The organism is Leucobacter sp. wl10 (genome assembly GCF_003569785.1).
Classification (GTDB): Bacteria; Actinomycetota; Actinomycetes; order Actinomycetales; family Microbacteriaceae; genus Leucobacter.
On the sequence record NZ_KZ983989.1, the window covers coordinates 174,945 to 197,679 of the forward strand.

Sequence of the window (22,735 nt, forward strand, 5' to 3'; positions counted from 1 at the left end):
GACGCACCCGCGCGTGGACATGATTGACTCGCCACAGATGTGACACTCGAGTTTACCCCGCGGGCGCGCCCGGAGACAAGCCGAATCTGGAGTTCTGTTCGCGGCCTCCAGCGGCGGCGCTCAGTGCGCTGCCGCGTTCCAGTTCGCGCCGTGCCCCACCTGCACCTCGAGGGGGACCGACAGCTCGGCGGCGCCGGCCATCTCCTCGCGCACGATGGCCTCGAGCGCCTCCCACTCCCCCTCCGCGACCTCGAACATGAGCTCATCGTGGATCTGCAGCAGCATGCGCGAGTTCAGCTCGGCGTCGCGCATGCGCCGCTCGACCTGGATCATCGCGCGCTTGATGATGTCGGCCGCCGAGCCCTGGATAGGCGAGTTGAGCGCGGCGCGCTCGGCGTTCTCGCGCAGGATCCGGTTCGGGCTCGCGAGGTCCGGGAAGGGCCGTCGCCGGCCGAAGATGGTCTCCGTGAAGGTGTCGCGCTTGGCCTGGTCGACCACGGAGCGCAGATAGTCGCGCACCCCGCCGAAGCGCTCGAAGTAGTCGACCATGAGCTGCTTCGCCTCGGCGCCCGTGATGCCGAGCTGCTTCGACAGTCCGAACGCGGAGAGGCCGTAGGCGAGGCCGTACGACATGGCCTTGACCTTCGCGCGCATCTCGCTCGTGACCTCCTCCGGCGGCACGCCGAAGATGCGGGAGCCGACGAAGCGGTGCAGGTCCTCGCCCTGCCTGAACGCCTCGATCAGCCCCGCGTCGCCCGACAGGTGCGCCATGATGCGCATCTCGATCTGCGAGTAGTCAGCCGTCATCAGGGTCTCGTACTCCGGCGCGTGGATGAATCCCTCGCGGATGCGGCGCCCCTCCTCTGACCGGACGGGGATGTTCTGCAGGTTGGGATCGGTGGAGGCCAGACGTCCCGTGCTCGCGCCGGTCTGCAGGAAGGTCGTGTGGACGCGCCCGTCCCGCTGCACCGCCTTGATCAGCGTCTCGACCATCTGCCGCAGCTTGTTCGCGTCCCGGTGCGCCAGCAGGGCGTCGAGGAAGGGGTGGGGCTTCTTCGCCTGCAGCTCGGCGAGGGCGGCCGCGTCGGTGGTGTAGCCGCTCTTCGTCTTGCGCGTCTTCGGCATGTCGAGCTGCTCGAAGAGCACCTCCTGCAGCTGCTTCGGCGAGGAGAGGTTGACCTCGCGCCCGATGGCGGTGAACGCCTGCTGCTCCAGATCGAGCACGCGCGCCTGCAGCTCGGCGTTGTGGGCCTCGAGCAGCGGCAGATCGATCTGCACGCCGCGCTGCTCGAGCTCCGCCAGCACGGAGACCAGCGGCAGCTCGATGTCGCGGTAGATGTCGACGGTGCGCGACTGGAACCGCTCGACCGCCGCTGCGTGGGTGCGCACGACGTACCAGGCGAGCGCGGCCGCGTCGGCGACGCTGCTCTCGTCGGGCACGAGCTGGTTGGGATCGCCCTCGGGCACCTGCTCGCCCAGGAAGCGGAACGCAGCCTCGGCGATGTCCTTCTCGGCGGTCGCGGGTCGCAGCAGCCAGGCGGCGAGCAGCACGTCTCCGTCGATGCCGCCGATCGCCGCGCCCGCTCGCGCCGCGACACCGATCTGCTGCTTCGCGTCGAAGAAGATCTTGGGCGAGTCGGAGGCCAGCCACTGCTCGAAGAGCGCGTAGTCCCGCCCCCCGGGCTGCCACTGGAAGAGTACCGATGACTCCGGCGTCGCGATGCCCACCTCGAAGCCCGCGTCGCTCTCCCGGATCAGCACCGCCGGATGATCCGCCTTGGCGAGCCAGTCGCCGAGCTCCTCGTCGATGAGGTTCTTCGCCTCGGGCCGCTCCGGCACCAGGGACGCCGCAGCCGTCGCCGCACCGCCCGACGGCACCTCGGCGCCGGCGAGCTTGCCGACGCGCTGCAGCAGTGTGCGGAACTCGAGCTTCGCGAAGACCTGCTGCACTGCGGCCATATCGATCTCGCCGCGTTTCAGGTCGTCGAGCGTCAGGTCGAGATCGACGTCGCGCACGAGGCGGTTCAGCCGGCGGTTGCGCTCGGCGAGATGCGCGTGCTCGCGCAGGCTCTCGCCGACCTTGCCGCCGATCTCGTCGCGCCTGCGGAGGATCTCCTCCAGCGAGCCGAACTGGGTGATCCACTTGACCGCGGTCTTCTCGCCCACGCGAGGGATCCCGGGCAGGTTGTCGCTCGTCTCCCCCACGAGGGCCGCGATCTCGGGATACTGCTCGGGCCGGATGCCGTAGCGGTCCATCACCTTCTGCGCGTCGTAGCGGGTGAGTTCGCTCACCCCCTGCTTGGACGGGTAGAGCAGCGTGATGCGATCGTCGACCAGCTGAATCGTGTCGCGATCGCCGCTCACCACGAGCACGCGGTAGCCGGCCTCGGCCCCGCGCGTCGCGAGCGTCGCGAGAATGTCGTCGGCCTCGAAATTCTCCTTCTCGAGCGTGCGGATCCCCATGGCGTGCAGCGCCTCCTGAAGCAGCGGCACCTGCCCCTTGAACTCCGGAGGCGTCTCGCCGCGGGTGCCCTTGTACTCGGGGTACTCCTCCGTGCGGAAGGAGTGGCGGGAGATGTCGAAGGCGACCGCGAGCGCGTCGGGGCTCTCGTTGCCGAGCAGGTTGATGAGCATGGCGATGAAGCCGTGGATCGCGTTCGTGTGCTGGCCGGTCTGCGTCTGGAAGCTGTCCACGGGGAGCGCGTAGAAGGCCCGGAACGCCAGCGAGTGGCCGTCGATGATCATGAGGGTAGGCTGAGGATTCGACACACGCCAAGCCTACAAGCCGCCACGGACAAGGAACCAGCACGACCCATGACTGATCCCACGCTCCCGTTCGCCGGGTCCTCCGCCCCCGGCCCGGACTACATCCGGCAGCGCGGCCTCGGCGCCCTCGCCGGCCGCATGGGCATCGAGATGACCGAGTTCACACGCGAGCGCGCGGTCGCCACCATGCCGGTCGAGGGCAACACGCAGCCGCTCATGCTGCTGCACGGCGGCGCCTACGTCGTGCTCGGGGAGACCCTCGGGTCGATGCACGCGAACTTCCTCGCCCCCGAGGGGCGCGTCGCGGTCGGGGTCGACGTCAACGCGACCCACACCGGTTCGGCGACCTCCGGGCTGGTGACCGGCGTGTGCACGCCGATCAAGCTCGGCCGAAGCCTCGCCGTGCACGAGATCGTGATCAGCGACGAGCGGGGCTCCCGCTGCTCGACCGTGCGCATCACCAACTTCTACAAGCGGATCGCCTGAACGCACGAGTGCCCCGACCATCGGCCGGGGCACTCGTCGCGAGAGGAGACGATCCGTTCAGCCCTTCTTCGGGCCGAGCTGATCGATGATGGTCTTCGCCACGTCCTGCATGGTGAGGCGACGATCCATCGAGGCCTTCTGGATCCAGCGGAACGCCTCGGGCTCGCTGAGCCCCATCTTGTCGTTGAGGATGCCCTTCGCGCGATCGACCAGCTTGCGGGTCTCGAAGCGCTCGGCGAGATCGGCGACCTCGCTCTCGAGCGCGACGATCTGCTGGAAGCGCGAGAGCGCGATCTCGATGGCGGGGATGAGGTCGGCCGGCGTGAACGGCTTGACGACGTAGGCGAGCGCGCCCGCCTCGCTCGCGCGCTCCACGAGCTCCCGCTGGCTGAAGGCGGTGAGCAGCACGACGGGGGCGATGTGATCCTTGTTGATGCGCTCCGCGGCCGAGATGCCGTCGAGCTTCGGCATCTTCACGTCCATCACCACGAGGTCGGGGCGCAGCTCCTCGACGAGGCGGACGGCCTCCTCTCCGTCACCGGCTTCGCCGACCACGTCGTACCCGCTATCGCGCAGGGTCTCGACGATATCGAGGCGGATCAGGGACTCGTCCTCCGCGACGACGACGCGTCGCGGAGCGCTCGGTGCAGTGCTCTGGTCATTCACTCCACCAGCTTACGACATCCGTCCCGGCCGACGGCTCAGAATCGCCTGCGTCGCCCCGCCGCGTCGGCCCGGCTGCGCTAGTGTGGTCTCGAGTCTCCTCGCGGAGCCCACCGTTGCAGACGCCGGATTGGTGGAATTGGCAGACACGGCGCACTCAAAATGCGCTGCCGAAAGGTGTGCGGGTTCGAGTCCCGCATCCGGCACCCGGGCGCGCGCCCAGCGGGTCTCGGCAATTTCGCGCGACTCCTTATACCACATTTTCGGCTAGAATAGAAGCCACAGATGTGAGGAGGCGATGATGCCCGACATCAGGCACGGTTCGCACGCGATCCACGGCGCCACGGCGAGCGAGGCGGCCAACGGTCAGGGGACGGTGCGCCGGATCCCTGCCGGCCCCACCCTCGACCACCCGATCCTCGACGGGTCCACGGAGGACTACACCGAGGACCTCCCGAAGCGCTCGTAGCCGACCGCCGCTCCGGCGTCCCTCCCCGGGCGCGGTCTAGACGAAGACCCTGCCGCGCCCCACGGTGTGCTTGCGGGGGCCCGCCTCCGGCAGCCGCCCCGTCGCCTCGCCGATGCGGTGGATGCGCAGGGTATTCGTCGTGCCGACCACGCCGGGAGGCGAACCCGCGATGATGAGCACCTTGTCGCCGATCTCGGCTCGGGAGTGCGCGAGCAGCATCTCATCGACCTGCACGAACATCTCGTCGGTCGAATCGACGCGATCCACCTCGTAGCTGCGCGCCCCCCAGGTCAGCTCCATGCGGCGACGGGTATCGGGATCCGGGGTGAACCCGATGATCGGGATGGGGCGGCGCAGGCGGGACATGCGGCGCACGGTATCGCCCGACTCCGTGAAGACGCAGATGTACCTCGCCCCGATGAAGTCGGCGACCTCGGACGCCGCCAGGGTCAGCGCTCCGCCCTGGGTGCGCGGGGCCGCGCCGAGCGGCTCGATGCGGTCGAGCGCGTGATCCTCGGTGGCCTCGATGATGCGCGCCATCGTGGCGACCGCCTCCACCGGGTACGCGCCGACGCTGGTCTCGCCCGAGAGCATGACCGCGTCGGCTCCGTCGAGGATGGCGTTCGCGCAGTCGGAGGCCTCGGCCCGCGTGGGCCTCGGGCTCTCGATCATGGATTCGAGCACCTGGGTCGCGACGATCACGGGCTTCGCGTTGCGTCGCGCGAGCGCGATCGCCTCGGTCTGCACGAGCGGCACCCGCTCGAGCGGCAGCTCGACGCCGAGGTCGCCGCGGGCCACCATGATGCCGTCGAACGCGGCCACGATCTCCTCGAGGTGCTCGACCGCCTGGGGCTTCTCGATCTTGGCGATGACCGGGAGGCGGATCCCCTCCTCCCCCATGATCTCGTGCACGCGCGTGACATCCGCCGCATCGCGCACGAACGAGAGCGCGATGTAGTCGACGCCGAGCTTCAGGGCCCAGCGCAGATCCTGCTCGTCCTTCTCCGAGAGCGCGGGCACGTTCACCGCGACGCCGGGCAGGTTGATGCCCTTGTTGTTGGAGACCGCGCCGGGCACCTCCACCACGGCGTGCACGGTGTCCTCGGTGACTCGCACGGCGCGCAGCCCGACCTTGCCGTCGTCGATGAGGAGCGGATCGCCCGGGTGCACGTCTCCGGGCAGGCCCTTGTGCGTGGTGCCCACGAGGCGCCCGTCGCCGACGACGTCGCGCGTGGTGATGGCGAACTCGTCCCCCACCGCGAGTTCGTACGGGCCGCCCTCGAACTTGCCGAGCCGGATCTTCGGCCCCTGCAGGTCGGCGAGCACCGCGATGGGTCGCCCGACCTCGGCCTCGGCGCGGCGGATGTTGCGATAGATGCCCTCGTGCACGTTGTAGGTGCCGTGCGACATGTTGAGCCGGGCCACGTTCACACCTGCCCGGATGAGGCCGAGAGTGTGGTCGTAGCTGGAGACGGCGGGGCCCCAGGTGGCGACGATCTTGGCGTGGCGCATTTCGGTGTCGGCTCCTTGCTAGCTTGCCGGCGTGGGCTTGGGTCGTTCCTCCGCCGGGGGCGCTGCCGAATCGTCGGCCGACGGCGCGGGCCGGTCGCCGTGATCGATCACCTGGTAGAACTCCTCCGGGTCGGCCGTCTCTTCGAGCACCGCATCCGCCGGGTTGTGGCGACCGGGCAGGTAGACGGAGCTCTCGACGCCGGCGTGGCGGCGGCGCTGCACGATGAAGATCACCACGCCCACCACGATGGCGAGGAGTGCGGCGAGCACGTTCGTCCGGATGCCGAAGAAGAGCAGGCTGGGATCCACCCGCAGCGACTCCGTGAAGGAGCGCCCGACGCCGTACCAGACGAGGTACATGGCGAAGAAGGTGCCCCAGCGCGGCCGCCACTTGCGCTCGATCGCCAGCAGCACCACGACGCCGAGCAGGTTCCACAGCGCCTCGTACAGGAAGGTGGGGTGGAACAGCGTCCCGTCGGGCAGGCCGACGGGGAACGCGGGATTGTTCGAGTCGATCTCCAGGCCCCACGGCAGCGTGGTGGGACCGCCGAAGAGCTCGTTGTTGAACCAGTTGCCCAGGCGGCCCACCGCCTGGGCGATGAGCATGCCGGGAACGAGCGCGTCGGCGAACGACCAGAACCGGATGCCCGTGATGCGCGAGGCGATGAGCACGCCGATGGCGCCGCCGATGAGCGCGCCGAAGATGGCGATACCGCCCTGCCAGAACGCGAAGATGTCGAGCGGGTTCTTACCCGGCCCGAAGTAGTCGCCCCAGTGCGTGACCACGTGGTAGAGGCGGGCCCCCAGGATGCCGAGCACGAGCGACCACACCAGGAAGTCGAACCCCGCACCGCGTTCACCGCCGCGCCGCTCGAGACGGCGCGCCGTCCAGAAGACGGCGATGATGATGCCCGCGATGATGCAGAGCGCGTAGAAGTAGATGCGCAGCGGTCCGATCTGGATGAACTGCGTATCGGGACTCGGGATGCTCAACGGGAGAATCATTCACTCCTCTTTCGCCTGCGGACATCTGCCGCCGGGTCGGTCGTCAACGATGCGGGGCTGGCCCGCGGTCGGGTCAATCCTACAGCGCGGTGCCGCTCGTGTCGGCCGCATCATCGGAGCGCCGCGTGCCCGCCGCGATCCTGTGCACGGCCTCGGCGAGTCGGTCGACGCCCCCGTCGCGCAGGGCGCGCACGAATGCGGTGCCGACGATCGCGCCGTCGGCGTACTCGAGGGCGGCGGCCACCTGCTCCGCCGTGGAGATGCCGATCCCGACGCAGGCGAGAGCCGCCCCCTGCGCGCGCAGGCGCTCGGTGAGCCCGCGGGCAGCGGCGTCGAGCTGCGCGCGCTCGCCCGTGATCCCCATGGTCGAGACGGTGTACACGAAGCCGGTGGTCGCCTCCACGACGAGGCGCAGCCGCTCATCGCTGGAGCTGGGCGCCGCGAGGAACACCCGGTCGAGACCGAAGCGCCCGCTCGCCTCGATCCAGTCGTCCGCGGCGTCGGGCGTGATGTCGGGCGTGATGACGCCGGCGCCCCCGGCCTCCGCCAGTTCGCGGGCGAAGCGCTCCACGCCGTACTGCAGCACGGGATTCCAGTAGGTCATCACGAGCACGGGCACGTCCACGGCCTCGCGCACGCGGCGCACCGCCTCGAACGCGTGCGCCACTCGAAAGCCGCCGGCGAGCGCCGCCTGGGTGGCCTGCTGAATGACCGCGCCGTCCATGACCGGGTCGGAGTAGGGCAGGCCCAGTTCCAGCACGTCGACGCCGGCCCGCACCATCGCGACGGCCGCCTCGATGCTCGTGTCCAGATCGGGGAAGCCGACGGGCAGATACCCCACCAGCGCCCCGCGACGCTCCCGCTTCGCATCGAGGATCGCGGCGGCCACCTGAGACTCGCGCGCGCTCATTCCCCGATCCCCGTCTCCCGGCCTTCGAGCAGTCCGAAGTACCGGCCCGCGGTCGCCATGTCCTTGTCGCCGCGGCCGGACAGGCTCACCGCGATGATGCCCTCGGGCCCGAGCTCGCGTCCGATCCGGATCGCCCCCGCCAGCGCGTGCGCCGACTCGATCGCCGGAATGATGCCCTCCGTGCGGCTGAGCAGCCGCAGCGCTTGCATCGCCTCGTCGTCGGTGGCCGGGATGTACTCGGCCCGTCCGATGTCCGCGAGCCAGGCGTGCTCCGGTCCGACGCCCGGGTAGTCGAGGCCCGCCGAGATGGAGTGCGACTCGATGGTCTGGCCGTCCGCGTCCTGCAGCACGTAGGTCTTGGCCCCGTGCAGGATGCCGGGGCGGCCCCGCTCGATCGACGCGGCCTGCCGATCCGTCTCGACGCCCTCACCCGCCGCCTCGACGCCGTAGAGGCGCACGCCCGCGTCGTCGAGGAAGGCGTCGAACATGCCGATGGCGTTGGATCCGCCCCCCACGCAGGCGACGACCGCGTCGGGCAGGCGGCCGGTCCGCTCGAGCAGCTGGGCGCGCGCCTCCTCCGAGATGACCCGCTGGAAGTCTCGCACCATCGCCGGGAACGGGTGCGGACCCGCGGCCGTGCCGAAGATGTAGTTGGTGCCCTCGACGCTCGCCACCCAGTCGCGGTAGGCCTCGTTGATCGCGTCCTTGAGCGTGCGGGATCCGGTCGTCACCGGCACCACCTCGGCGCCGAGCAGCCGCATGCGGGCCACGTTGAGCGCCTGCCGCTCCGTATCGACCTCGCCCATGTAGACGGTGCACTCGAGCCCGAAGAGCGCCGCGGCGGTCGCGGTGGCGACGCCGTGCTGACCCGCGCCCGTCTCTGCGATGACGCGCGTCTTGCCGAGACGCCTGGTCAGCAGCGCCTGGCCGAGCACGTTGTTGATCTTGTGGGAGCCCGTGTGGTTGAGGTCCTCGCGCTTGAGGAACACCCGGGCGCCGCCCGCGTGCTCCGCGAAGCGCGGGACCTCCGTGATGGGCGAGGGCCGGCCGGCGTACGAGCTCAGCAGTTCGGCCAGCTCGGCCCGGAACGCGGGGTCGGCCTGGGCCGCCTCGTACGCGACGGTCAGCTCGTCGATCGCGGCGATGAGCGACTCGGGCATGTACCTGCCGCCGTAGTCCCCGAAGAAGGGACCGTGCTGTTCGCGGAGCGAGTGTGTCATCTCTGCCTATCGTGGTTCGGGCGCTCGGCCTCGGTCGGGCACCGCATCAGCTCAGACGCTCAGGTAGGAGGCGAGCGTCGCGATGGGGTCGTTCGTCACGAGCGCCTCGCCCACGAGCACGACGTCCGCCCCGGCCTCGCGGTAGCGTTCCACGTCCGAGACGTCGAGCACGGCCGACTCCGCCACGCGGATCACACCGGCGGGGATCTGGTCCGCCACGCGACCGAACAGGTCGCGGTCGAGCTCGAAGGTGCGCAGGTCGCGGGCGTTGACGCCGATCAGCTGGGCGCCGAGATCGACGGCGCGCGCCACCTCGTCGGACGAGTGCGTCTCGACGAGCGGGGTCATGCCCAGCTCGCGGATCAGCCCGTGCAGGCGCTCGAGCCGCTCCTGCGGCAGCGCCGCGACGATGAGCAGCACCAGGTCGGCGCCCGCCGCGCGGGCCTCGAGCACCTGGTACTCGTCGCCGATGAAGTCCTTGCGCAGCACCGGGATGCTGACGGCCTTGCGAACCGCCTCGAGATCGGCGAGGGATCCCTTGAACCTGCGCTCCTCGGTGAGCACGCTCACCGCACTCGCCCCGCCCGCCTCGTACTGGGCCGCAAGGGCGTGGGGCTCGGGAATGTCGGCGATATCGCCCCGCGAGGGGCTCGCGCGCTTCACCTCGGCGATCACCTTCATGTGATCGGCGGGGGCGAGCGCCTCGAGCGCGTCGAGCGCGGCGGGGCGCTCGAGCAGCTCGGCCTCCAGCTGAGCGTAGGGCCGGAGCTCTCTGCGGGCTTTCGCGTCTTCGAGGGAGCCCGCCAACAGTTGTTCGAGCACCTCAGTCGTGCGGCTTGGGGCTGAACTTCGGGCCGTTCACACCGAAACCGGCCCTGGCGAGGATCCATCCCAGCAGGGCACCCACCACCACGACGCCGACGCACACCCACACCATCGTCGCGTTTTGCAGGAAGAAGAAGACGGTGCCGGCTGCGATGCCGAGCAGCATCACCACGACCGCCGTCCACGCGGCGGGCGAATCACCGTGACCGGGGTCTCCGTGCTGGGTACTCATGAATCTCCTCTGAACAGATTTGAACGCCTACAGCCTACCGGATATCTTCGCTCGGATCCTCGCCGCGGGAGAGCGAGTCCCACTCGGAGATGCGATCCGGTTCGGCGCCGTCCCCTCCCGGAGCCCGCCGGTCGGAGTCGTACTTCCGACCGGCCGAGCGCCATCGCCCGCTGAAGAGCAGCACGATCGCGCCCAGCAGGATCGCGGCGACGCCTGCGGCGACGCTGACCCAGGCCCACGCCGAGACGCTGCTCCAGGCCACCGAAGCTCCGGCGGCTTCGCCCGCGATGCCCGTCAGCTCCGTGATCCTGCTGCTCACCGCGGCGACCGGAGCTGCGATCACACCGCTCGTCAGCGCGACGAGGCCCGCACCCAGCAGGGCGACCAGCAGGCCCAGCACCCGCCGGAACACCGGCCCCGCGATCGTGAGCGCCAGCGCGGCCGCGAACATCGCGATCGAGATCGGCGAGAGCGCGGCGTTGGCCTCGTGGCCGGTCACGGTCTCGACCTTCTCGGTGCCCGCGAGCGTGAAGGAGATCCAGGTCTGCGACCCGGCGAGCAGCGCCGCCGCACCCGAGAGCGCGATGCCGAAGAGTGTCATGGACTTAGCCTGCATCGTCAGCTCCCATCCCGGCCGCCACGGGCGTCCGCGACCCTCCGAGTTCGTGCAGCGTGTTCGCGATCGCGACCGCTCGCAGGGGCGCCGCGGCTTTGCTGCGGCACTCGGCGTCCTCAGCCTCCGGCACCGAGTCGGCCACGATGCCGGCGCCCGCCTGCACCATCGCGATCCCGTTCTTGATCGTGGCGGTGCGGATCGCGATCGCGAGGTCCGCTGCTCCGCCGAGGCCGAAGTACCCCACGACCCCGCCGTAGACGCCTCGCTGCACCGGCTCGAGCTCGTCGATGATCTCGAGCGCGCGCGGCTTGGGAGCGCCCGACAGCGTTCCCGCCGGGAACGTGGCGCGGAACACGTCCACCGGGTTATGCCCGTCGCGGATGCGCCCCTCCACGGCGGAGGAGATGTGCATGATGTGACTGAAGCGCTCGATGCGCATGAACTCGGTCACCTCGACCGACGCCGGTTCGCAGACCCGCAGCAGGTCGTTGCGGGCGAGGTCCACGAGCATGAGGTGCTCGGCGCGCTCCTTCTCGTCGGCGAGCAGCTCGCGCTCGTGCTGCTGATCCTCGTCGATGGTGGCTCCGCGGGGCCGCGACCCGGCGATCGGGTGCGTCATCACGTGGCCGCTCTCCTGCACCGTGACGAGCGCCTCGGGGCTCGACCCCACCACCGCGAAACGATCGCCGTCGTCGTCCTCGAGCTGCAGCAGGTAGAGGTACGGGCTCGGATTCAGGTGGCGCAGCACGCGGTAGACGTCGAGCGGGTCGGCGGTGCACGCCTGGTCGAAGCGCTGCGAGGGCACCACCTGAAAGATGTCGCCGTCGACGATGTAGCGCTTGGCGCGCTCCACGGAGGCCACGAACCCGGGGGTGCTCGTGAGCCGGGCGGGATCCGGCAGCGCAGCCCGATCGAGAGCGCCGAGCGGCGAGGGGGCCGGGGCGGCCAGAGCCGCCTGCAGCGCGTCGAGGCGCGCCTGCGCGGCGTCCCACTGAGCATCGGCCCACTCGGCGTCGGGTTCGGCGTCCGCCCGGGCGCCCCCCAGCACCGCATCGTTGAGCACGTTCGCGAGCAGCACCACGCTGCCCTCCCGGTGGTCGATCACCACGAGCTCGGAGACGAAGCTCAGGCCCTGGGCGGGCAGGCCGGGCCCCTCGACGGGACCGTTCTCGAGACGCTCGAACTGGCGAACGGTGTCCCAGCCGAGGTAGCCGACGAAGCCGCTCGCGAGCGGGGGCAACCCCTCCACCTGCGGTGCGCGCCAGCGCTCGTAGACGGCGCGCAGGGCGGCGACGGGCGCGAGCCCGCCGACGCCGCCGGGCAGGATCCGCTCCTCCGTCACGCCGGCTCCCGCGGCACCTGGCCGCCAGTGCGCGCGACCGTCCCGCTCACCCAGAACGCCGAAGCTGCCGGCGCCGACGAAGCTGAAACGCGTCCACACCCCGCCCTGTTCCGCGGACTCGAGCAGGAAAGTGCCCGGGCGTGAGGCGGCGACCTTGCGGTAGATGCCGACGGGCGTGTCGGCGTCGGCGAAGATCTCGCGACAGACGGGGATCACGGCGTGGGAGGCGCGCGCGGCGTCGAAGGCGGCGCGCGAGGTCGTCAGTGTCACCGTTGCAGCCTATCGCGCCCGGCTGGGCGTGCCAGGGTCCTCCGGCGCCTCGGGATCACCGACGATGGCGGGGATCTCCCGGCCGGTGAAGCAGGTGCGCGCGCCCGTGTGGCAGGCGGCCCCGAGCTGAACGACGCGCACGAGCAGCGTGTCCTCGTCGCAGTCCAGCGCGACCGAGCGCACGTACTGCCGGTGGCCCGACGTGTCGCCCTTGCGCCAGTACTCCCGCCGGGAGCGCGACCAGAAGGTGACCCGGCCGGACGTGAGCGTGCGCCGGATCGCCTCGCGGTCCATCCACGCGAGCATGAGCACATCGCCCGACTCGTCGTCCTGGATCACGGCGGGCAGAAGCCCCTCCGCGTCGAACCGGAGGTCCGCCGGCACGGGATCCACGTTCATCATGCGCTCTCCTCCGTGAGTCGAACGGTGTGCCCGGCCGCGGCGAGCGCGCGCTTCACCTGGCCCACCGTGAAGGTGCCGTCGTGGAACACCGAGGCCGCGAGCACCGCGTCCGCGCCGGCCTCGACGGCCGGTGCGAAGTGCTCGAGCCGCCCCGCTCCGCCCGACGCGATGACGGGCACCTGCGCGAGCCGGCGCACGGCCCGGGTGAGCTCGAGGTCGAAGCCCGCGAGCGTGCCATCGGCGTCCATCGAGTTGACGAGCAGCTCCCCCGCGCCCCGGTCGACGGCTTCGCGGCACCACGCGAGCGCGTCCAGATCGGTCTCCTGCTTGCCGCCGTGCGTGGTCACCACGAATCCCGACGGCATGCGCGGAGAGCGCTTGACATCGAGCGAGAGCACCAGCACCTGCGATCCGAAGCGATCGGCGATCTCGCCGATCACCCCGGGCCGCGCGATGGCCCCGCTGTTGATGCCGACCTTGTCGGCTCCCACCTCGAGCAGGCGCGCCACATCGTCGACGCCGCGCACGCCGCCGCCCACCGTGAGCGGGATGAACACCTGCTCCGCGGTGCGCTGCACCACCTCGTAGGTCGTGGACCGATCGTCGACCGTCGCCGTCACGTCGAGAAAGGTCAGCTCGTCGGCCCCCTGCTCCGCGTAGCGGGCCGCCAGCTCGACGGGATCCCCCGCATCGCGCAGGTTCAAGAAGTTGACGCCCTTGACCACCCGTCCCGCGGCGACGTCGAGACAGGGGATCACGCGCGTTGCGATTGCCATGCCGATCCCCCTAGAACCGGGCCGCGTGCACCTGGGTCACGAAGATGCCCTTCGCGCCCAGATCGTACAGCCGGTCCATCACCTCGTTCGCATCGTCACGGCGCACCATGACCCGCACGGCCACCCAGCCGGCCTTCTCGAGCGGCGAGACCGTCGGCGACTCGATGCCGTTCGCGACCGCCGTCGCGGCCTCGATCTGCGCGGTCGGCAGATCGTACTCCACGATCACGTACTTGCGCGCCACGAGCACGCCCCGGAGCCGGCGGAGCAGGCGCTCGCTGCCGGGGTGCTGCGTCGGGCCGCCGACGAGCAGCGCTGTCGACTCGAGGATCACGGGCCCGAAGATCTCGAGCCCGGCGGCGCGCAGGGTCGCGCCCGTCGAGACGACGTCGGCCACCGCGTCGGCCACGCCGAGCTGCACCGCGGACTCCACCGCGCCGTCGAGCTTGACGAGCTCCGCCTCGATGCCGCGCTCCCGCAGGAAGTCGTCGACGAGTCTCGGGTAGCTCGTGGCGACGCGCTTGCCCGCGAGGTGGGCGATGTCGGAGACGTCGCCGCCCGCGGGAGAGGCGAAGCGGAACGTCGAGTCGGCGAAGTCGAGCGCGGCGATCTCGACCGCGCCGGATCCCGAGTCGAGCAGCAGATCCCGTCCGGTGATACCGACGTCGAGAGCCCCCGACCCCACGTAGGTCGCGATATCGCGCGGGCGCAGGTAGAAGAACTCCACGTCGTTACGGGTGTCGGCGTGCACGAGCTTGCGGCTGTCCCGGCGCCCCGAGTAGCCCGCCTCGGCGAGCATCTCGGCGGCGATCTCGGAGAGCGATCCCTTATTGGGAACGGCGATGCGCAGCATGATGGTGGTGGAATCCTTCCGTGTCGGCCGACGGTGGCGCCGGCCGGGGTGATGAGGTCAGCGAAGGAGCGTCGGCGCACGGGAGAGATCCTCGCTCGGACCGCGCGTCGACGCTAGAGATGCGCGTAGACGTCCCGGAGCTTCAGCCCCTTGGCGAGCATGAGCACCTGCAGGTGGTAGAGCAGCTGGCTGATCTCCTCGGCGCACGCCTCGTCCGACTCGTACTCGGCGGCCATCCACACCTCGGCGGCCTCCTCGACGATCTTCTTGCCGATCGCGTGCACTCCGGCGTCCAGGCGCGCGACGGTGTCGCTCCCCTCGGGGCGCGACGCGGCCTTCTCACTGAGCTCGGCGAACAGCTCATCGAACGATTTCACATGATCAGACTACCAGTGCGCGATGGCCGCCACGCAGGTGGACCCGCCCAAACGCGCTCACGCTCAGGGAGGCGAGGTCGAGAGGATCAGTGCCGGTGCGCGGCAGCAGCGACACGGAGTCGGGCGATGCGATCCTCGGGAACCCCTCCGTAGACCGCGGATCCCGCCACGAAGGTGTCGGCGCCCGCCTCGGCGGCGATCCCGATCGTCTCCTCCGAGATGCCGCCGTCGACCTGCAGCCAGACGTCGAGGCCCGCCCGCGCCCTGGCCTCGGCGAAGCGGCGCAGCTTCGGCATCGTTTCGGGCATGAACGACTGCCCGCCGAAACCGGGCTCCACCGTCATCACGAGCACCTGATCGAACTCCGGCAGCAGCTCGAGGTACGGCTCGGGATCGGTGCCCGGCTTGAGCGCGATGCCGGCCCGGGCGCCGATTCCACGCAGACGGCGCGCGAGCGCCACCGGGTCGTCCGCCGCCTCGGCGTGAAAGGTCACCGAGTAGGCGCCGAGTTCGGCGTAGCCGGGCGCCCACAGGTCGGCGCCTTCGATCATGAGGTGCACGTCGAGCGGAATCGGCGAGACGGCCTGGATGCGTTCGACGATCGGCGGCCCCATGGTGAGATTGGGTACGAAGTGGTTGTCCATCACGTCGACGTGCACGAGGTCGGCCGTGGCGATGGCCTCGAGCTCGGACTGCAGGTTGACGAAATCGGCGGACAGGATGCTCGGGTTGATGCGCTGCGCGGTCACGCATCGAGTTTACGAGGTTCTCACCGGCGCGGCGGCTGAGCGGTCACGGGTGGCGCGAACGGGCGCGCGATCTCTTAGGGTGGGGACATGAGCGATCCGACCGAGAAGCCGCAGCAGCCCGATCCCGAAACCCCGGATCCCGGAGCCCCGGATCGGGGCGCGTCCGCGCCCGCCGAGCCCGAGCTCACCGCCGAAGCGCCGGAGCCCGCGGAGCCCGAGCCCACCGCCGAGGCCCCGGCGGGACTCGCGCCGTCCCCCGGGCTCGCCCCGCCGGAGGGCATGCGCCCGCCCCAGGACTTCCAGCCCCCGCAGAGTTTCCAGCCCCCGCAGAGTTTCCAGCCCCCGCAGAGTTTCCAGGCCCCGCAGCTGTACGCGCCGCCGCAGGGGTTCGAGCCTCCGCAGGGCGTCCAGCCGCCCCAGGGCTACGGTCAGCAGCCGCAGTCGGTGCAGCCTGCCTACGGTCCCGACGGCTCGCAGCAACCCGGCGGCCGGCCTCAGCAGCGCAAGGGCGGCCTTCCGACCGGTGCCATCATCGGCATCGTCGCGGGCGCGGTCGTGTTCGTGCTCCTGATCGTCGCCGCCGTCATCGCGGCCGGCTCGCTCCTGGGCCGCGCCGCGACCAGCACGGGCACCGCCTCGCCGGTCACCGACGGGCCGGCGACGCCGACCGAGGCGGTGGAGACATTTCTGCAGGCGCTGGCCGACGGCGACGCCGGTACCGCGCGCACGATCGCGGGCGGCGAGTCCTCCGACCTCCTGCTCACCGACGAGGTGCTCGCGAAGTCGAACGAGCTCGCCCCCATCACGGGCATCGAGGTCGAGGAGGTCACGGTGTCGGAGAACGACTACGACGCTGTCGTCGCCGCTACCTTCGACGTGGGCGACGAAACCGTGACGCGCGACTTCCTCACCTGGAACTCCTTCAGCGAGGGGTGGCTGCTCGCCGACGGACTCCTGGCGTTCTCCCTCCCGCGCTTCGAGGGCCTGGGCCTCACCCTGAACGGCGTGGGGCCCGTGGAGGACTCCGTGACGGTCTTCCCCGGCGCGTATCAGCTCGGGCTCGGGCTCGAGGAGTTCCAGCTGAGCACCGACGGGGACGTGTTCGTGCTGGCCTACGAGGACGACGTCGCTCCCATGTACGAGCTGCGGCCCGTGCTCACCGAGGAGGCAACCGGGACGTTCCGCGATCTCGTGCGGGCGTCGCTGACCGAGTGCCTCGCCATGAACACGCTCTCCACCCCCTGCGGGATGGACATCTCCGAGGAGTTCAGCGACGGCTCGGCGGCGGTAGACGGCACGGTGCAGCGCACGCTCACCGCCGAGGGAGAGGCCACGCTGGCCAACCTCGAACCGCGATCCGGTTACAACCAGCCCTCGGTCGTCTCCAGCAGCGACTACATCCGGATCGACATCGCCTCCAGCTTCACGAAGGACGGAGTGACGAGCCAGGGCTCGGTCGTCATGGGGGGCGAGCTGGGCAGCCCCTCGGTCGACTTCGCCGCAGATCGGCCGGAGGTCGTCTGGGAGTAGCGATCGGCGGGCGCGATCACGGGGCCTCATCGCCAGGGGTTCCGGATCCGGCACTCGCCGTGCTCTCGGCGAAGCTGCGGGAGAGCCTCCGGTAGGAGCGGGTGAGCATCGCGCCGACCGCGAGCAGCATCATCGCGATCCCCGACCACAGGAAGATCAGTGCGATCCCGCGGCTCTGCCCCTCGCCGAGCAGCCAGCCCCACGTGTCCGCTCCCGGAGGACCGGCCATGTAGGGCACCACCCAGAACTCGGCGATGGGGGCGATGAGGAACGAGGTGATCGGCGCGGCCGCGGCCTCGAAGGTCATCGCGAGCCCGAACACCCGCCCCTGCTTCTCGTACGGCACCACCCGCTGGATCACGGTCTGCTCGGCCGCCTCCACCGCCGGCATCATCGCCATGAACAGCCAGATGCCGCCGATGAAGAGCCACGGCCGCTCCCGCACGGTGAACACGGCGCCGAGCAGGCCGAGCACCACGACCAGCAGCAGCATGGTGCGGATCGGGTTGCGGCCGAGCCCCCACTTGGCGACGACTGCCCCGCCCGCGATGAAGCCGGTCGAGGCCGCGCCGAACGCGAGACCCCAGATCTCCACCGGAAACATCTCGAGCCCGTAGGGGTCGAGCAGCGCCATGAACACGCCGCCGCCGAGGTTGTTGAGCATGGTGAAGATCACGAGCGCGAACAGGCCGGGCACCGCGAGCATGGCCGCCATGCCGCCCTTGAAATCGACGGCGCTGCGACCCGGATCCTGCACGATCTCCGGTTCGGGGATGCTCAGCAGATGCAGGTGCACGATCGGCACCGCGACCGCGACGGTGGCGATGAGCATCGTCGCGCCCATGCCCAGCAGCCCGACCGAGAACCCGCTGAACACGCTGGTGGCGATGAACGCGAGACCCTGCACCGTGCCGACGAGGCCGTTGGCGTTGGCGTGGCGCTCCACGGGCACCAGCAGCGTCACGGTGGTCGAGAGCGCGAGATTGCGCAGCTGCTCGACCACGCAGCCCGCCAGCAGTACGAGTGTGAAGAGCCAGAACCACGGCGCCCCCAGGTCGAGCAGCGCCGCACTCGGAACCGTGAAGAACATCACCGTTCCGATGACGAACGCCGCCAGCGACGACCACGCCGAGACGAGCATCACCCGCTGCTTGCGCAGCCGGTCCACGAGCGAGCCGAACCACATCGAGCAGAAGGCGATGAGGATCATGTACGCGCCGCCCAGCACGCCCGTAGCGAGGATGCTGCGCGTCTCGAGATAGACCCAGAACACCACCGCGAACCACAGGAAGTTGGTGGTGAGGTTGGCCACCGCCGTGTTCACGAGCACGTGCAGGAAGGCGCGCACGGCGACTACCCCCCTCGCCGCTCGATGAGCGAGACGAACATCGCGTCGGTGCCGTGCCGGTGCGGCCACAGCTGCGCGCTGAGGCGATCGCCCGCGAGGTCGAGGGGCGCGCGCGCGACGCGGCTCAGGATCGCCCGGGCGTCGAGCTCCCCGAGCTCGGGCCGCCGCTTCAGCAGCCGGTCGACCACCAGCCGCGTCTCGGCGAGGTGCGGGGAGCAGGTGACGTAGGCCAGCAGCCCGCCCGGGGCGAGGTGGGCTGCTGCTGCGTCGAGCAGTTCGCCCTGCAGCGAGGTGAGCCCGGGCAGATCGGCGGGCCGCTTGCGCCAGCGGGCCTCGGGGCGGCGGCGCAGCGCGCCGAGACCCGAGCAGGGGGCGTCGACCAGGATCCGGTCGAAGCGGGCGCCGGGCCCTCCGTAGGCCTCGTCGTCGCGGCCGTCGTGGCTCACCACGTCGACCCTGTCGGCGTGGGCCTCGACGGAGCCGCGCACGAGCCCGGCCCGGTGCTCCGAGATCTCGTTCGCCCGCAGCTCCGAGCCCGCGAGCGCCGCCTCGGCGGCGAGCACCGCGGTCTTGCCGCCGGGTCCGGCGCACAGATCGAGCCAGCGCTCCCCGGCGCGGACGGGCCGCGACCGGGCGAGCGCGAGCGCCGCGAGCTGCGAGCCCTGATCCTGCACCCGCACGAGCCCCGCTCGCAGCCCGAGCGCTCCGATGGCGCGCCCCGGATCGCCGCCCTCGAGCTGCAGACCGATCGGCGACGGGCCGACCGCGGCGACGCCGGCCTCGGACCGCGCGATCTCCTCCGCGTTCGCCGGGGCTCCGGGCAGCACCGCGAGGCTCACGCGCGGCGCCTCGTTGTCGGCCTGCAGCAGCTCGGGCAGTTCGGCGGCCCGTCCCTCCGACCGCAGCGCGTCCCGCAGCGCGCGCAGCACCCAGGCCGGGTGCGACGAGCGCGCGGCCAGCGCGTCGTCGGCGCTCTTCGCGGTCTCGGCGATCCGCCGGTCCCACTCCTCGTTCGTCGACCGCCCGATCTCGCGCAGCACCCCGTTGACGAAGCCCGCGGCGCTGCGATTGCCCACCCGGCGCTGCAGCTCGACGCTCTCGTTGACGGCGGCGTGCGCGGCGGTGCGCATGCCGAGCAGCTGATGCGCGCCGAGGCGCAGCACGTTCAGGGTGCGGGCGTCGATGCGCGCGGCCTCGCGGTCGGCGGCGAGCTCGATGATGCGGTCGTAGCGGCCGCGCCAGCGCAGCGCGCCCGAGGCGAGCTCGGTGGCGAGGGCGGCGTCGCGGGCGTCGAGGCGGGCCTCCCGGATGCGAGCGGGCAGGGCGAGGTTCGCGTAGGCGTCGCGGTCGTCGACGTCGCGCAGCACGTCGTATGCGGTCAGGCGGGCAGGGCTGATGCGGCTCACGACAGCTCCGCCTTCCCGCCGCGGCCGCGCAGCCAGGCCGCGCCGTCCATGGCCGGCTTGCCCGGCGGCTGCACCCGGTCGAGCGCGAGCGCTCCGTCGGCGAGGCGCAGAATCGCGCGACCGTCGACGAGGCCGACCGAGCCCACGGAGCCGGGGCTCGACGCCGCGTGCCGATCTGCCGCCCGCGCGACCGCGCGGAGCTTCAGCGGCTGCCCGGCGTGCAGCGCGAAGGCGCCGGGCTCGGGGGTGACCCCCGCCCAGCGCGCGAGCACCTCGGAGGCCGGCAGCGAGAGGTCGAGGCGACCGTCCTCGCGCGCGAGCTTGTGCGCGTACGTCGCCTCGCCGGCCTGCGGCGCGCCGGCCTCCGGGTCGACCGAGATCGCGTCCACCGCGGCGAGCAGCGCGCCCGTCCCGAAGTCGGCCAGCTCGGCGAGCGCCTCGCCTGCCGGGGTTCCCGCCGCGAACTCGCGCGCGTCCCGACTGACCACGTCGCCGGCGTCGAGCGCCTCGACGAGGCGGAACGCGGTGACGCCGAGCCGCTGTTCCCCCGCCTGCAGCGCCCGCTGCACGGGAGCGGCTCCGCGCCAGCGCGGCAGCTCGGAGAAGTGCAGGTTGATCCACCCGTGCTCGGGCAGGCTCAGCAGGGGCTCCCGCACCAGGCCGCCGTAGGCCACGATCACCCCCAGCTCGGGGGCGAGGGATCGCACCCACCCGGTCGCCGCATCGTCGAGGCGGTTCGCCCGGTGCACCGGGATCCCGAGCTCCTCGGCCGCGACCGCGACCGGCGACGGCGTGAGCACCCGCCTGCGTCCGATCGGCGCGTCCTCGCGCGTCACCGCGCCCACGACCTCATGCCCCGCCCGGACGAGGGACCGCAGGCTGGGGAGGGCGAACTCGGGGGTTCCGGCGAAGACGATGCGCATCGCCCTATTCTCGCACCGCCCGTCCCTACCCGTCGAAGACGCCCCGGTCGTCGAAGCGGAGACGCAGCGCCTCGGGCCGGGCCCGGCCCGGAGCGCGACCGCGAGCGCGCGACGAGGACCCCGCGGCGTCGGCCACGAGCGCTCCGCGCAGGCGGCTCGCGACCTCGTCCCCCTGCCCGTACTCGAAGCGCACGATCGCCCGCACGAGACCCGCGGGGGTCTTGGCCGGCCCGCCCGGCGGGGTCGGCGTCGGCCCGAGGTGGTCGACCCCCGGGAGCCCCGCGAGCTGCTGCAGCGCGCGCTCGACCTCGTCGGCCCCCCCGCTCACGCTCGCCACGCGCACGGCGGGCGGGTAGCGCAGCGCGTGGCGATCCCGCAGCTCGCCCCGCAGCCACTCCTCCGCGCGGCCGGTCACGAAGGCCCGCACCACGGGCCCGCCCCCGGAGGCCATGAGGCAGAGACCGTCGGGCGCGGCGAGGGCGGCGGCGTTCTCCCACCAGCGCAGGCAGTCCTCGCCGGCGCGCAGGGTCTCGAGGCTCAGCAGCCGCTCGGAGTCGAGCAGCACCACCGCCCGGTACCCGCCCGCCGCGAGCGGTTCGGCGCCGCGGGTGGCCACGACCAGCGCCGGCCGCGCGTCGACGCGCTCGCGCGGGTGCTCGCCGTCGCTCAGGATCACGCGCGCGCCCTCGAACTGGCGCTCGAACTGCTCGGCGGTGCGAGCCGACCCCGTGCCGCGCTCCTCGAGCCCGGTGCCGTCGCAGGTGGCGCAGCGCCAGGCTGTCGCGTACTCGCCGCACCAGCGGCACGACGCGCGCCCCACGGTGCGGAAGCCGACGGGGCCGCCGCAGGCTCGGCATCGAGCGAGGTCGCCGCAGTCGCCGCAGACCGCCACGGGCGCGTAGCCCGGCGTGGCCACCTGCACGAGCACGGGGCCGCGCCGCAGCCCCTCGCGAATGGTGCGCGCGGCGAACTCGGGAACGCGCCCCGCGAAGGCGTCGGGGGTCATGGAGGCGTCGGCGTGCACGATCCGGGTGCGGCGCGGCGGGTTCTGCTGGTCCCGCACGTAGCCCATGTCGACCAGGCGCTGCACCTCGGCGCTGCGCGCGTGCCCGGCGAAGAAGAGGCCGGCCGCTTCGCCGGGCGACGCATCGCGCTGCAGGGACGCGCGCACGAGCGCGGCGTCACGGGCGTGCACGTACGGCGTGAGGGGCTCGGCCAGCACCGGATCCCCGTCGTCCCACAGGATGATCGCGCCGAGCCGGTGCGCGGGCGCGTAGACCGCGGACCGGTTGCCCAGCACGATGCGGGGCTCGTCGTCGAGCGCCCGCAGGAAGCCGGCGTAGCGCTCGGCGTTCGACTGCCGGGAGTCGACGCGCACGATGCCGGGGTGGCCGAACGCCGCCAGCGCGTCGCGCAGCTGGTCGAGGTCGCGATAGTCGGGGGCGATGAGGATCGCGCTGCGCCCGGCCGCGTGCACCGCGATGGCGAGCCGCGCGAGGCGCGCCGCCCACCCGCCGACCCACTCCCCCGTGTGCAGGCGCTCGGGGCCGTGCGACGCGGTGAGCGCGAGCCGAGCCCCGGCGATGAGCTCCCGCGCGACGCCCTCCTCGTCCGGGAATCGCTCCGGCGCGGCGGGCGACGGCGCGACTGCGGCGGCGAGGTGACGCTTCTCCACGCGCACCTGGCGCGGCGGGATCGCGAGCCGCAGGATGTCGCCCGCGGATCCGCCCGCGCGGTCGGCGACGGCGCGCGCCAGCCGCCAGACCTCCGGGGTCAGCAGGGGGACCGGCGTGACGATGTCGGCGATGGCGGAGAGCTCTCCGCCGAAGTCGCTGCGCTCGGCGAACCCGATGACGTAGCCGAAGCTCTTGCGCTCCTGCGAGCGGAAGGGCACGCGCACGCGCTGGCCGGCCCTCACCTCGTCGGCGAGCTCGGGCGGGACCGCGTAGTCGAAGAGGTGGTCGAGCTGCGGCAGGGCCGAATCGAGCAGCACTCGCGCGACGGGGCGGCCGTTCGCCGCCTCCGCCCGTTCGAACGCGCTGCCCGTGGACACTG

Annotated in this window: 22 protein-coding genes and 1 tRNA gene; 4 read left to right on the top strand and 19 right to left on the bottom strand. The window is 71.7% G+C overall.

Features of this window, described 5'->3' with window-relative positions; genetic code table 11:
* Positions 1 to 120: 120 nt before the first annotated feature.
* The gene (polA, locus tag D1J51_RS04615) at positions 121 to 2,745 is read right to left on the bottom strand and encodes a DNA polymerase I (protein WP_119074002.1); all 2,625 of its coding nucleotides are present in this window, start codon (positions 2,743 to 2,745) and stop codon (positions 121 to 123) included.
* Between the two features lie 69 nt (positions 2,746 to 2,814).
* Here polA and D1J51_RS04620 point away from each other — a divergent pair, with 69 nt between their 5' ends.
* Entirely contained in the window at positions 2,815 to 3,252 is a 438-nt protein-coding gene (locus tag D1J51_RS04620; RefSeq protein WP_119074003.1) for a hotdog fold thioesterase, read from the top strand.
* Positions 3,253 to 3,309: 57 nt separating this feature from the next.
* Here the strand turns inward: D1J51_RS04620 and D1J51_RS04625 are convergent, their stop codons facing one another.
* Positions 3,310 to 3,918 (bottom strand): ANTAR domain-containing response regulator, encoded by a 609-nt coding sequence (locus D1J51_RS04625; protein ID WP_119074004.1) that lies wholly within the window; start codon positions 3,916 to 3,918, stop codon positions 3,310 to 3,312.
* A gap of 121 nt (positions 3,919 to 4,039) precedes the next feature.
* Between D1J51_RS04625 and D1J51_RS04630 the strand changes: the two genes are divergently transcribed.
* Both D1J51_RS04630 and D1J51_RS17840 read left to right on the top strand, forming a co-directional pair.
* Positions 4,040 to 4,121 (top strand) — tRNA-Leu (locus tag D1J51_RS04630).
* A 95-nt stretch (positions 4,122 to 4,216) separates the two neighbouring features.
* Entirely contained in the window at positions 4,217 to 4,384 is a 168-nt protein-coding gene (locus D1J51_RS17840) for a hypothetical protein (RefSeq protein ID WP_162903662.1), read from the top strand.
* Positions 4,385 to 4,420: 36 nt separating this feature from the next.
* Here the strand turns inward: D1J51_RS17840 and pyk are convergent, their stop codons facing one another.
* The 13 genes from pyk to rpe form a co-directional block, all read right to left on the bottom strand.
* The gene (gene pyk, locus D1J51_RS04635) at positions 4,421 to 5,896 is read right to left on the bottom strand and encodes a pyruvate kinase (protein ID WP_119074005.1); all 1,476 of its coding nucleotides are present in this window, start codon (positions 5,894 to 5,896) and stop codon (positions 4,421 to 4,423) included.
* Between the two features lie 18 nt (positions 5,897 to 5,914).
* On the bottom strand, positions 5,915 to 6,901 hold the full coding sequence (gene lgt, locus D1J51_RS04640; RefSeq protein WP_119074006.1) for a prolipoprotein diacylglyceryl transferase: 987 nt from the start codon (positions 6,899 to 6,901) through the stop codon (positions 5,915 to 5,917).
* A 79-nt stretch (positions 6,902 to 6,980) separates the two neighbouring features.
* Positions 6,981 to 7,811, bottom strand: a complete 831-nt coding sequence (gene trpA / locus D1J51_RS04645; protein ID WP_119074007.1) for a tryptophan synthase subunit alpha — start codon at positions 7,809 to 7,811, stop codon at positions 6,981 to 6,983.
* Positions 7,808 to 9,031: a tryptophan synthase subunit beta gene (gene trpB / locus D1J51_RS04650; protein WP_119074008.1), complete on the bottom strand. Its 1,224-nt coding sequence runs from the start codon at positions 9,029 to 9,031 to the stop codon at positions 7,808 to 7,810. Before trpB ends, trpA begins: the two co-directional genes overlap by 4 nt.
* Positions 9,032 to 9,082: 51 nt before the next feature.
* Positions 9,083 to 9,853, bottom strand: coding sequence for an indole-3-glycerol phosphate synthase TrpC (gene trpC, locus D1J51_RS04655; RefSeq protein WP_119074009.1), 771 nt, complete (start codon positions 9,851 to 9,853; stop codon positions 9,083 to 9,085).
* 1 nt (position 9,854) lies between these two features.
* The gene (locus D1J51_RS04660) at positions 9,855 to 10,088 is read right to left on the bottom strand and encodes a DUF6704 family protein (RefSeq protein ID WP_119074010.1); all 234 of its coding nucleotides are present in this window, start codon (positions 10,086 to 10,088) and stop codon (positions 9,855 to 9,857) included.
* 34 nt (positions 10,089 to 10,122) lie between these two features.
* Positions 10,123 to 10,689 carry a Trp biosynthesis-associated membrane protein gene (locus D1J51_RS04665; protein WP_240422904.1) on the bottom strand — a complete coding sequence of 189 codons (567 nt, stop codon included), beginning with the start codon at positions 10,687 to 10,689 and terminating at the stop codon, positions 10,123 to 10,125.
* 4 nt (positions 10,690 to 10,693) lie between these two features.
* On the bottom strand, positions 10,694 to 12,316 hold the full coding sequence (locus D1J51_RS04670; RefSeq protein WP_119074012.1) for an anthranilate synthase component I: 1,623 nt from the start codon (positions 12,314 to 12,316) through the stop codon (positions 10,694 to 10,696).
* 9 nt (positions 12,317 to 12,325) lie between these two features.
* Entirely contained in the window at positions 12,326 to 12,718 is a 393-nt protein-coding gene (gene hisI, locus D1J51_RS04675) for a phosphoribosyl-AMP cyclohydrolase (protein ID WP_119074013.1), read from the bottom strand.
* Complete coding sequence (gene hisF / locus D1J51_RS04680; RefSeq protein WP_119074014.1) at positions 12,715 to 13,494, bottom strand: imidazole glycerol phosphate synthase subunit HisF; 780 nt, start codon at positions 13,492 to 13,494, stop codon at positions 12,715 to 12,717. Before hisF ends, hisI begins: the two co-directional genes overlap by 4 nt.
* A gap of 10 nt (positions 13,495 to 13,504) precedes the next feature.
* Entirely contained in the window at positions 13,505 to 14,347 is an 843-nt protein-coding gene (hisG, locus tag D1J51_RS04685) for an ATP phosphoribosyltransferase (RefSeq protein ID WP_119074015.1), read from the bottom strand.
* Between the two features lie 113 nt (positions 14,348 to 14,460).
* A complete protein-coding gene (locus D1J51_RS04690; RefSeq protein WP_119074016.1) occupies positions 14,461 to 14,724 on the bottom strand; it encodes a phosphoribosyl-ATP diphosphatase in 264 nt (87 codons plus the stop codon).
* A gap of 86 nt (positions 14,725 to 14,810) precedes the next feature.
* On the bottom strand, positions 14,811 to 15,473 hold the full coding sequence (gene rpe, locus D1J51_RS04695) for a ribulose-phosphate 3-epimerase (protein WP_119074017.1): 663 nt from the start codon (positions 15,471 to 15,473) through the stop codon (positions 14,811 to 14,813).
* 87 nt (positions 15,474 to 15,560) lie between these two features.
* Here rpe and D1J51_RS04700 point away from each other — a divergent pair, with 87 nt between their 5' ends.
* Positions 15,561 to 17,003, top strand: a complete 1,443-nt coding sequence (locus tag D1J51_RS04700; RefSeq protein WP_119074018.1) for a hypothetical protein — start codon at positions 15,561 to 15,563, stop codon at positions 17,001 to 17,003.
* A 16-nt stretch (positions 17,004 to 17,019) separates the two neighbouring features.
* Here the strand turns inward: D1J51_RS04700 and D1J51_RS04705 are convergent, their stop codons facing one another.
* Genes D1J51_RS04705 through D1J51_RS04720 form a run of 4 tightly spaced genes read right to left on the bottom strand, consistent with a single transcriptional unit; the run spans position 17,020 to position 22,733 of the window.
* Positions 17,020 to 18,351, bottom strand: coding sequence for an MFS transporter (locus D1J51_RS04705; RefSeq protein WP_119074019.1), 1,332 nt, complete (start codon positions 18,349 to 18,351; stop codon positions 17,020 to 17,022).
* A gap of 5 nt (positions 18,352 to 18,356) precedes the next feature.
* Positions 18,357 to 19,757 carry an RsmB/NOP family class I SAM-dependent RNA methyltransferase gene (locus tag D1J51_RS04710; RefSeq protein ID WP_119074020.1) on the bottom strand — a complete coding sequence of 467 codons (1,401 nt, stop codon included), beginning with the start codon at positions 19,755 to 19,757 and terminating at the stop codon, positions 18,357 to 18,359.
* Positions 19,754 to 20,680, bottom strand: a complete 927-nt coding sequence (locus D1J51_RS04715; RefSeq protein WP_119074021.1) for a methionyl-tRNA formyltransferase — start codon at positions 20,678 to 20,680, stop codon at positions 19,754 to 19,756. Before D1J51_RS04715 ends, D1J51_RS04710 begins: the two co-directional genes overlap by 4 nt.
* Before the next feature lie 25 nt (positions 20,681 to 20,705).
* A complete protein-coding gene (locus D1J51_RS04720; protein ID WP_119074022.1) occupies positions 20,706 to 22,733 on the bottom strand; it encodes a primosomal protein N' family DNA-binding protein in 2,028 nt (675 codons plus the stop codon).
* Positions 22,734 to 22,735: the final 2 nt, after the last annotated feature.

What these genes read in the sequence shown, in the direction of transcription:
- polA (WP_119074002.1), bottom strand. Translation starts at nt 2,745, where the DNA reads ATGATCATCGACGGCCACTCGCTGGCGTTCCGGGCCTTCTACGCGCTC.
- D1J51_RS04620 (WP_119074003.1), top strand. Translation starts at nt 2,815, where the DNA reads ATGACTGATCCCACGCTCCCGTTCGCCGGGTCCTCCGCCCCCGGCCCG.
- D1J51_RS17840 (WP_162903662.1), top strand. Translation starts at nt 4,217, where the DNA reads ATGCCCGACATCAGGCACGGTTCGCACGCGATCCACGGCGCCACGGCG.
- pyk (WP_119074005.1), bottom strand. Translation starts at nt 5,896, where the DNA reads ATGCGCCACGCCAAGATCGTCGCCACCTGGGGCCCCGCCGTCTCCAGC.
- lgt (WP_119074006.1), bottom strand. Translation starts at nt 6,901, where the DNA reads ATGATTCTCCCGTTGAGCATCCCGAGTCCCGATACGCAGTTCATCCAG.
- trpA (WP_119074007.1), bottom strand. Translation starts at nt 7,811, where the DNA reads ATGAGCGCGCGCGAGTCTCAGGTGGCCGCCGCGATCCTCGATGCGAAG.
- trpB (WP_119074008.1), bottom strand. Translation starts at nt 9,031, where the DNA reads ATGACACACTCGCTCCGCGAACAGCACGGTCCCTTCTTCGGGGACTAC.
- D1J51_RS04660 (WP_119074010.1), bottom strand. Translation starts at nt 10,088, where the DNA reads ATGAGTACCCAGCACGGAGACCCCGGTCACGGTGATTCGCCCGCCGCG.
- D1J51_RS04665 (WP_240422904.1), bottom strand. Translation starts at nt 10,689, where the DNA reads ATGACACTCTTCGGCATCGCGCTCTCGGGTGCGGCGGCGCTGCTCGCC.
- hisI (WP_119074013.1), bottom strand. Translation starts at nt 12,718, where the DNA reads ATGATGAACGTGGATCCCGTGCCGGCGGACCTCCGGTTCGACGCGGAG.
- hisF (WP_119074014.1), bottom strand. Translation starts at nt 13,494, where the DNA reads ATGGCAATCGCAACGCGCGTGATCCCCTGTCTCGACGTCGCCGCGGGA.
- hisG (WP_119074015.1), bottom strand. Translation starts at nt 14,347, where the DNA reads ATGCTGCGCATCGCCGTTCCCAATAAGGGATCGCTCTCCGAGATCGCC.
- D1J51_RS04700 (WP_119074018.1), top strand. Translation starts at nt 15,561, where the DNA reads ATGAGCGATCCGACCGAGAAGCCGCAGCAGCCCGATCCCGAAACCCCG.
- D1J51_RS04715 (WP_119074021.1), bottom strand. Translation starts at nt 20,680, where the DNA reads ATGCGCATCGTCTTCGCCGGAACCCCCGAGTTCGCCCTCCCCAGCCTG.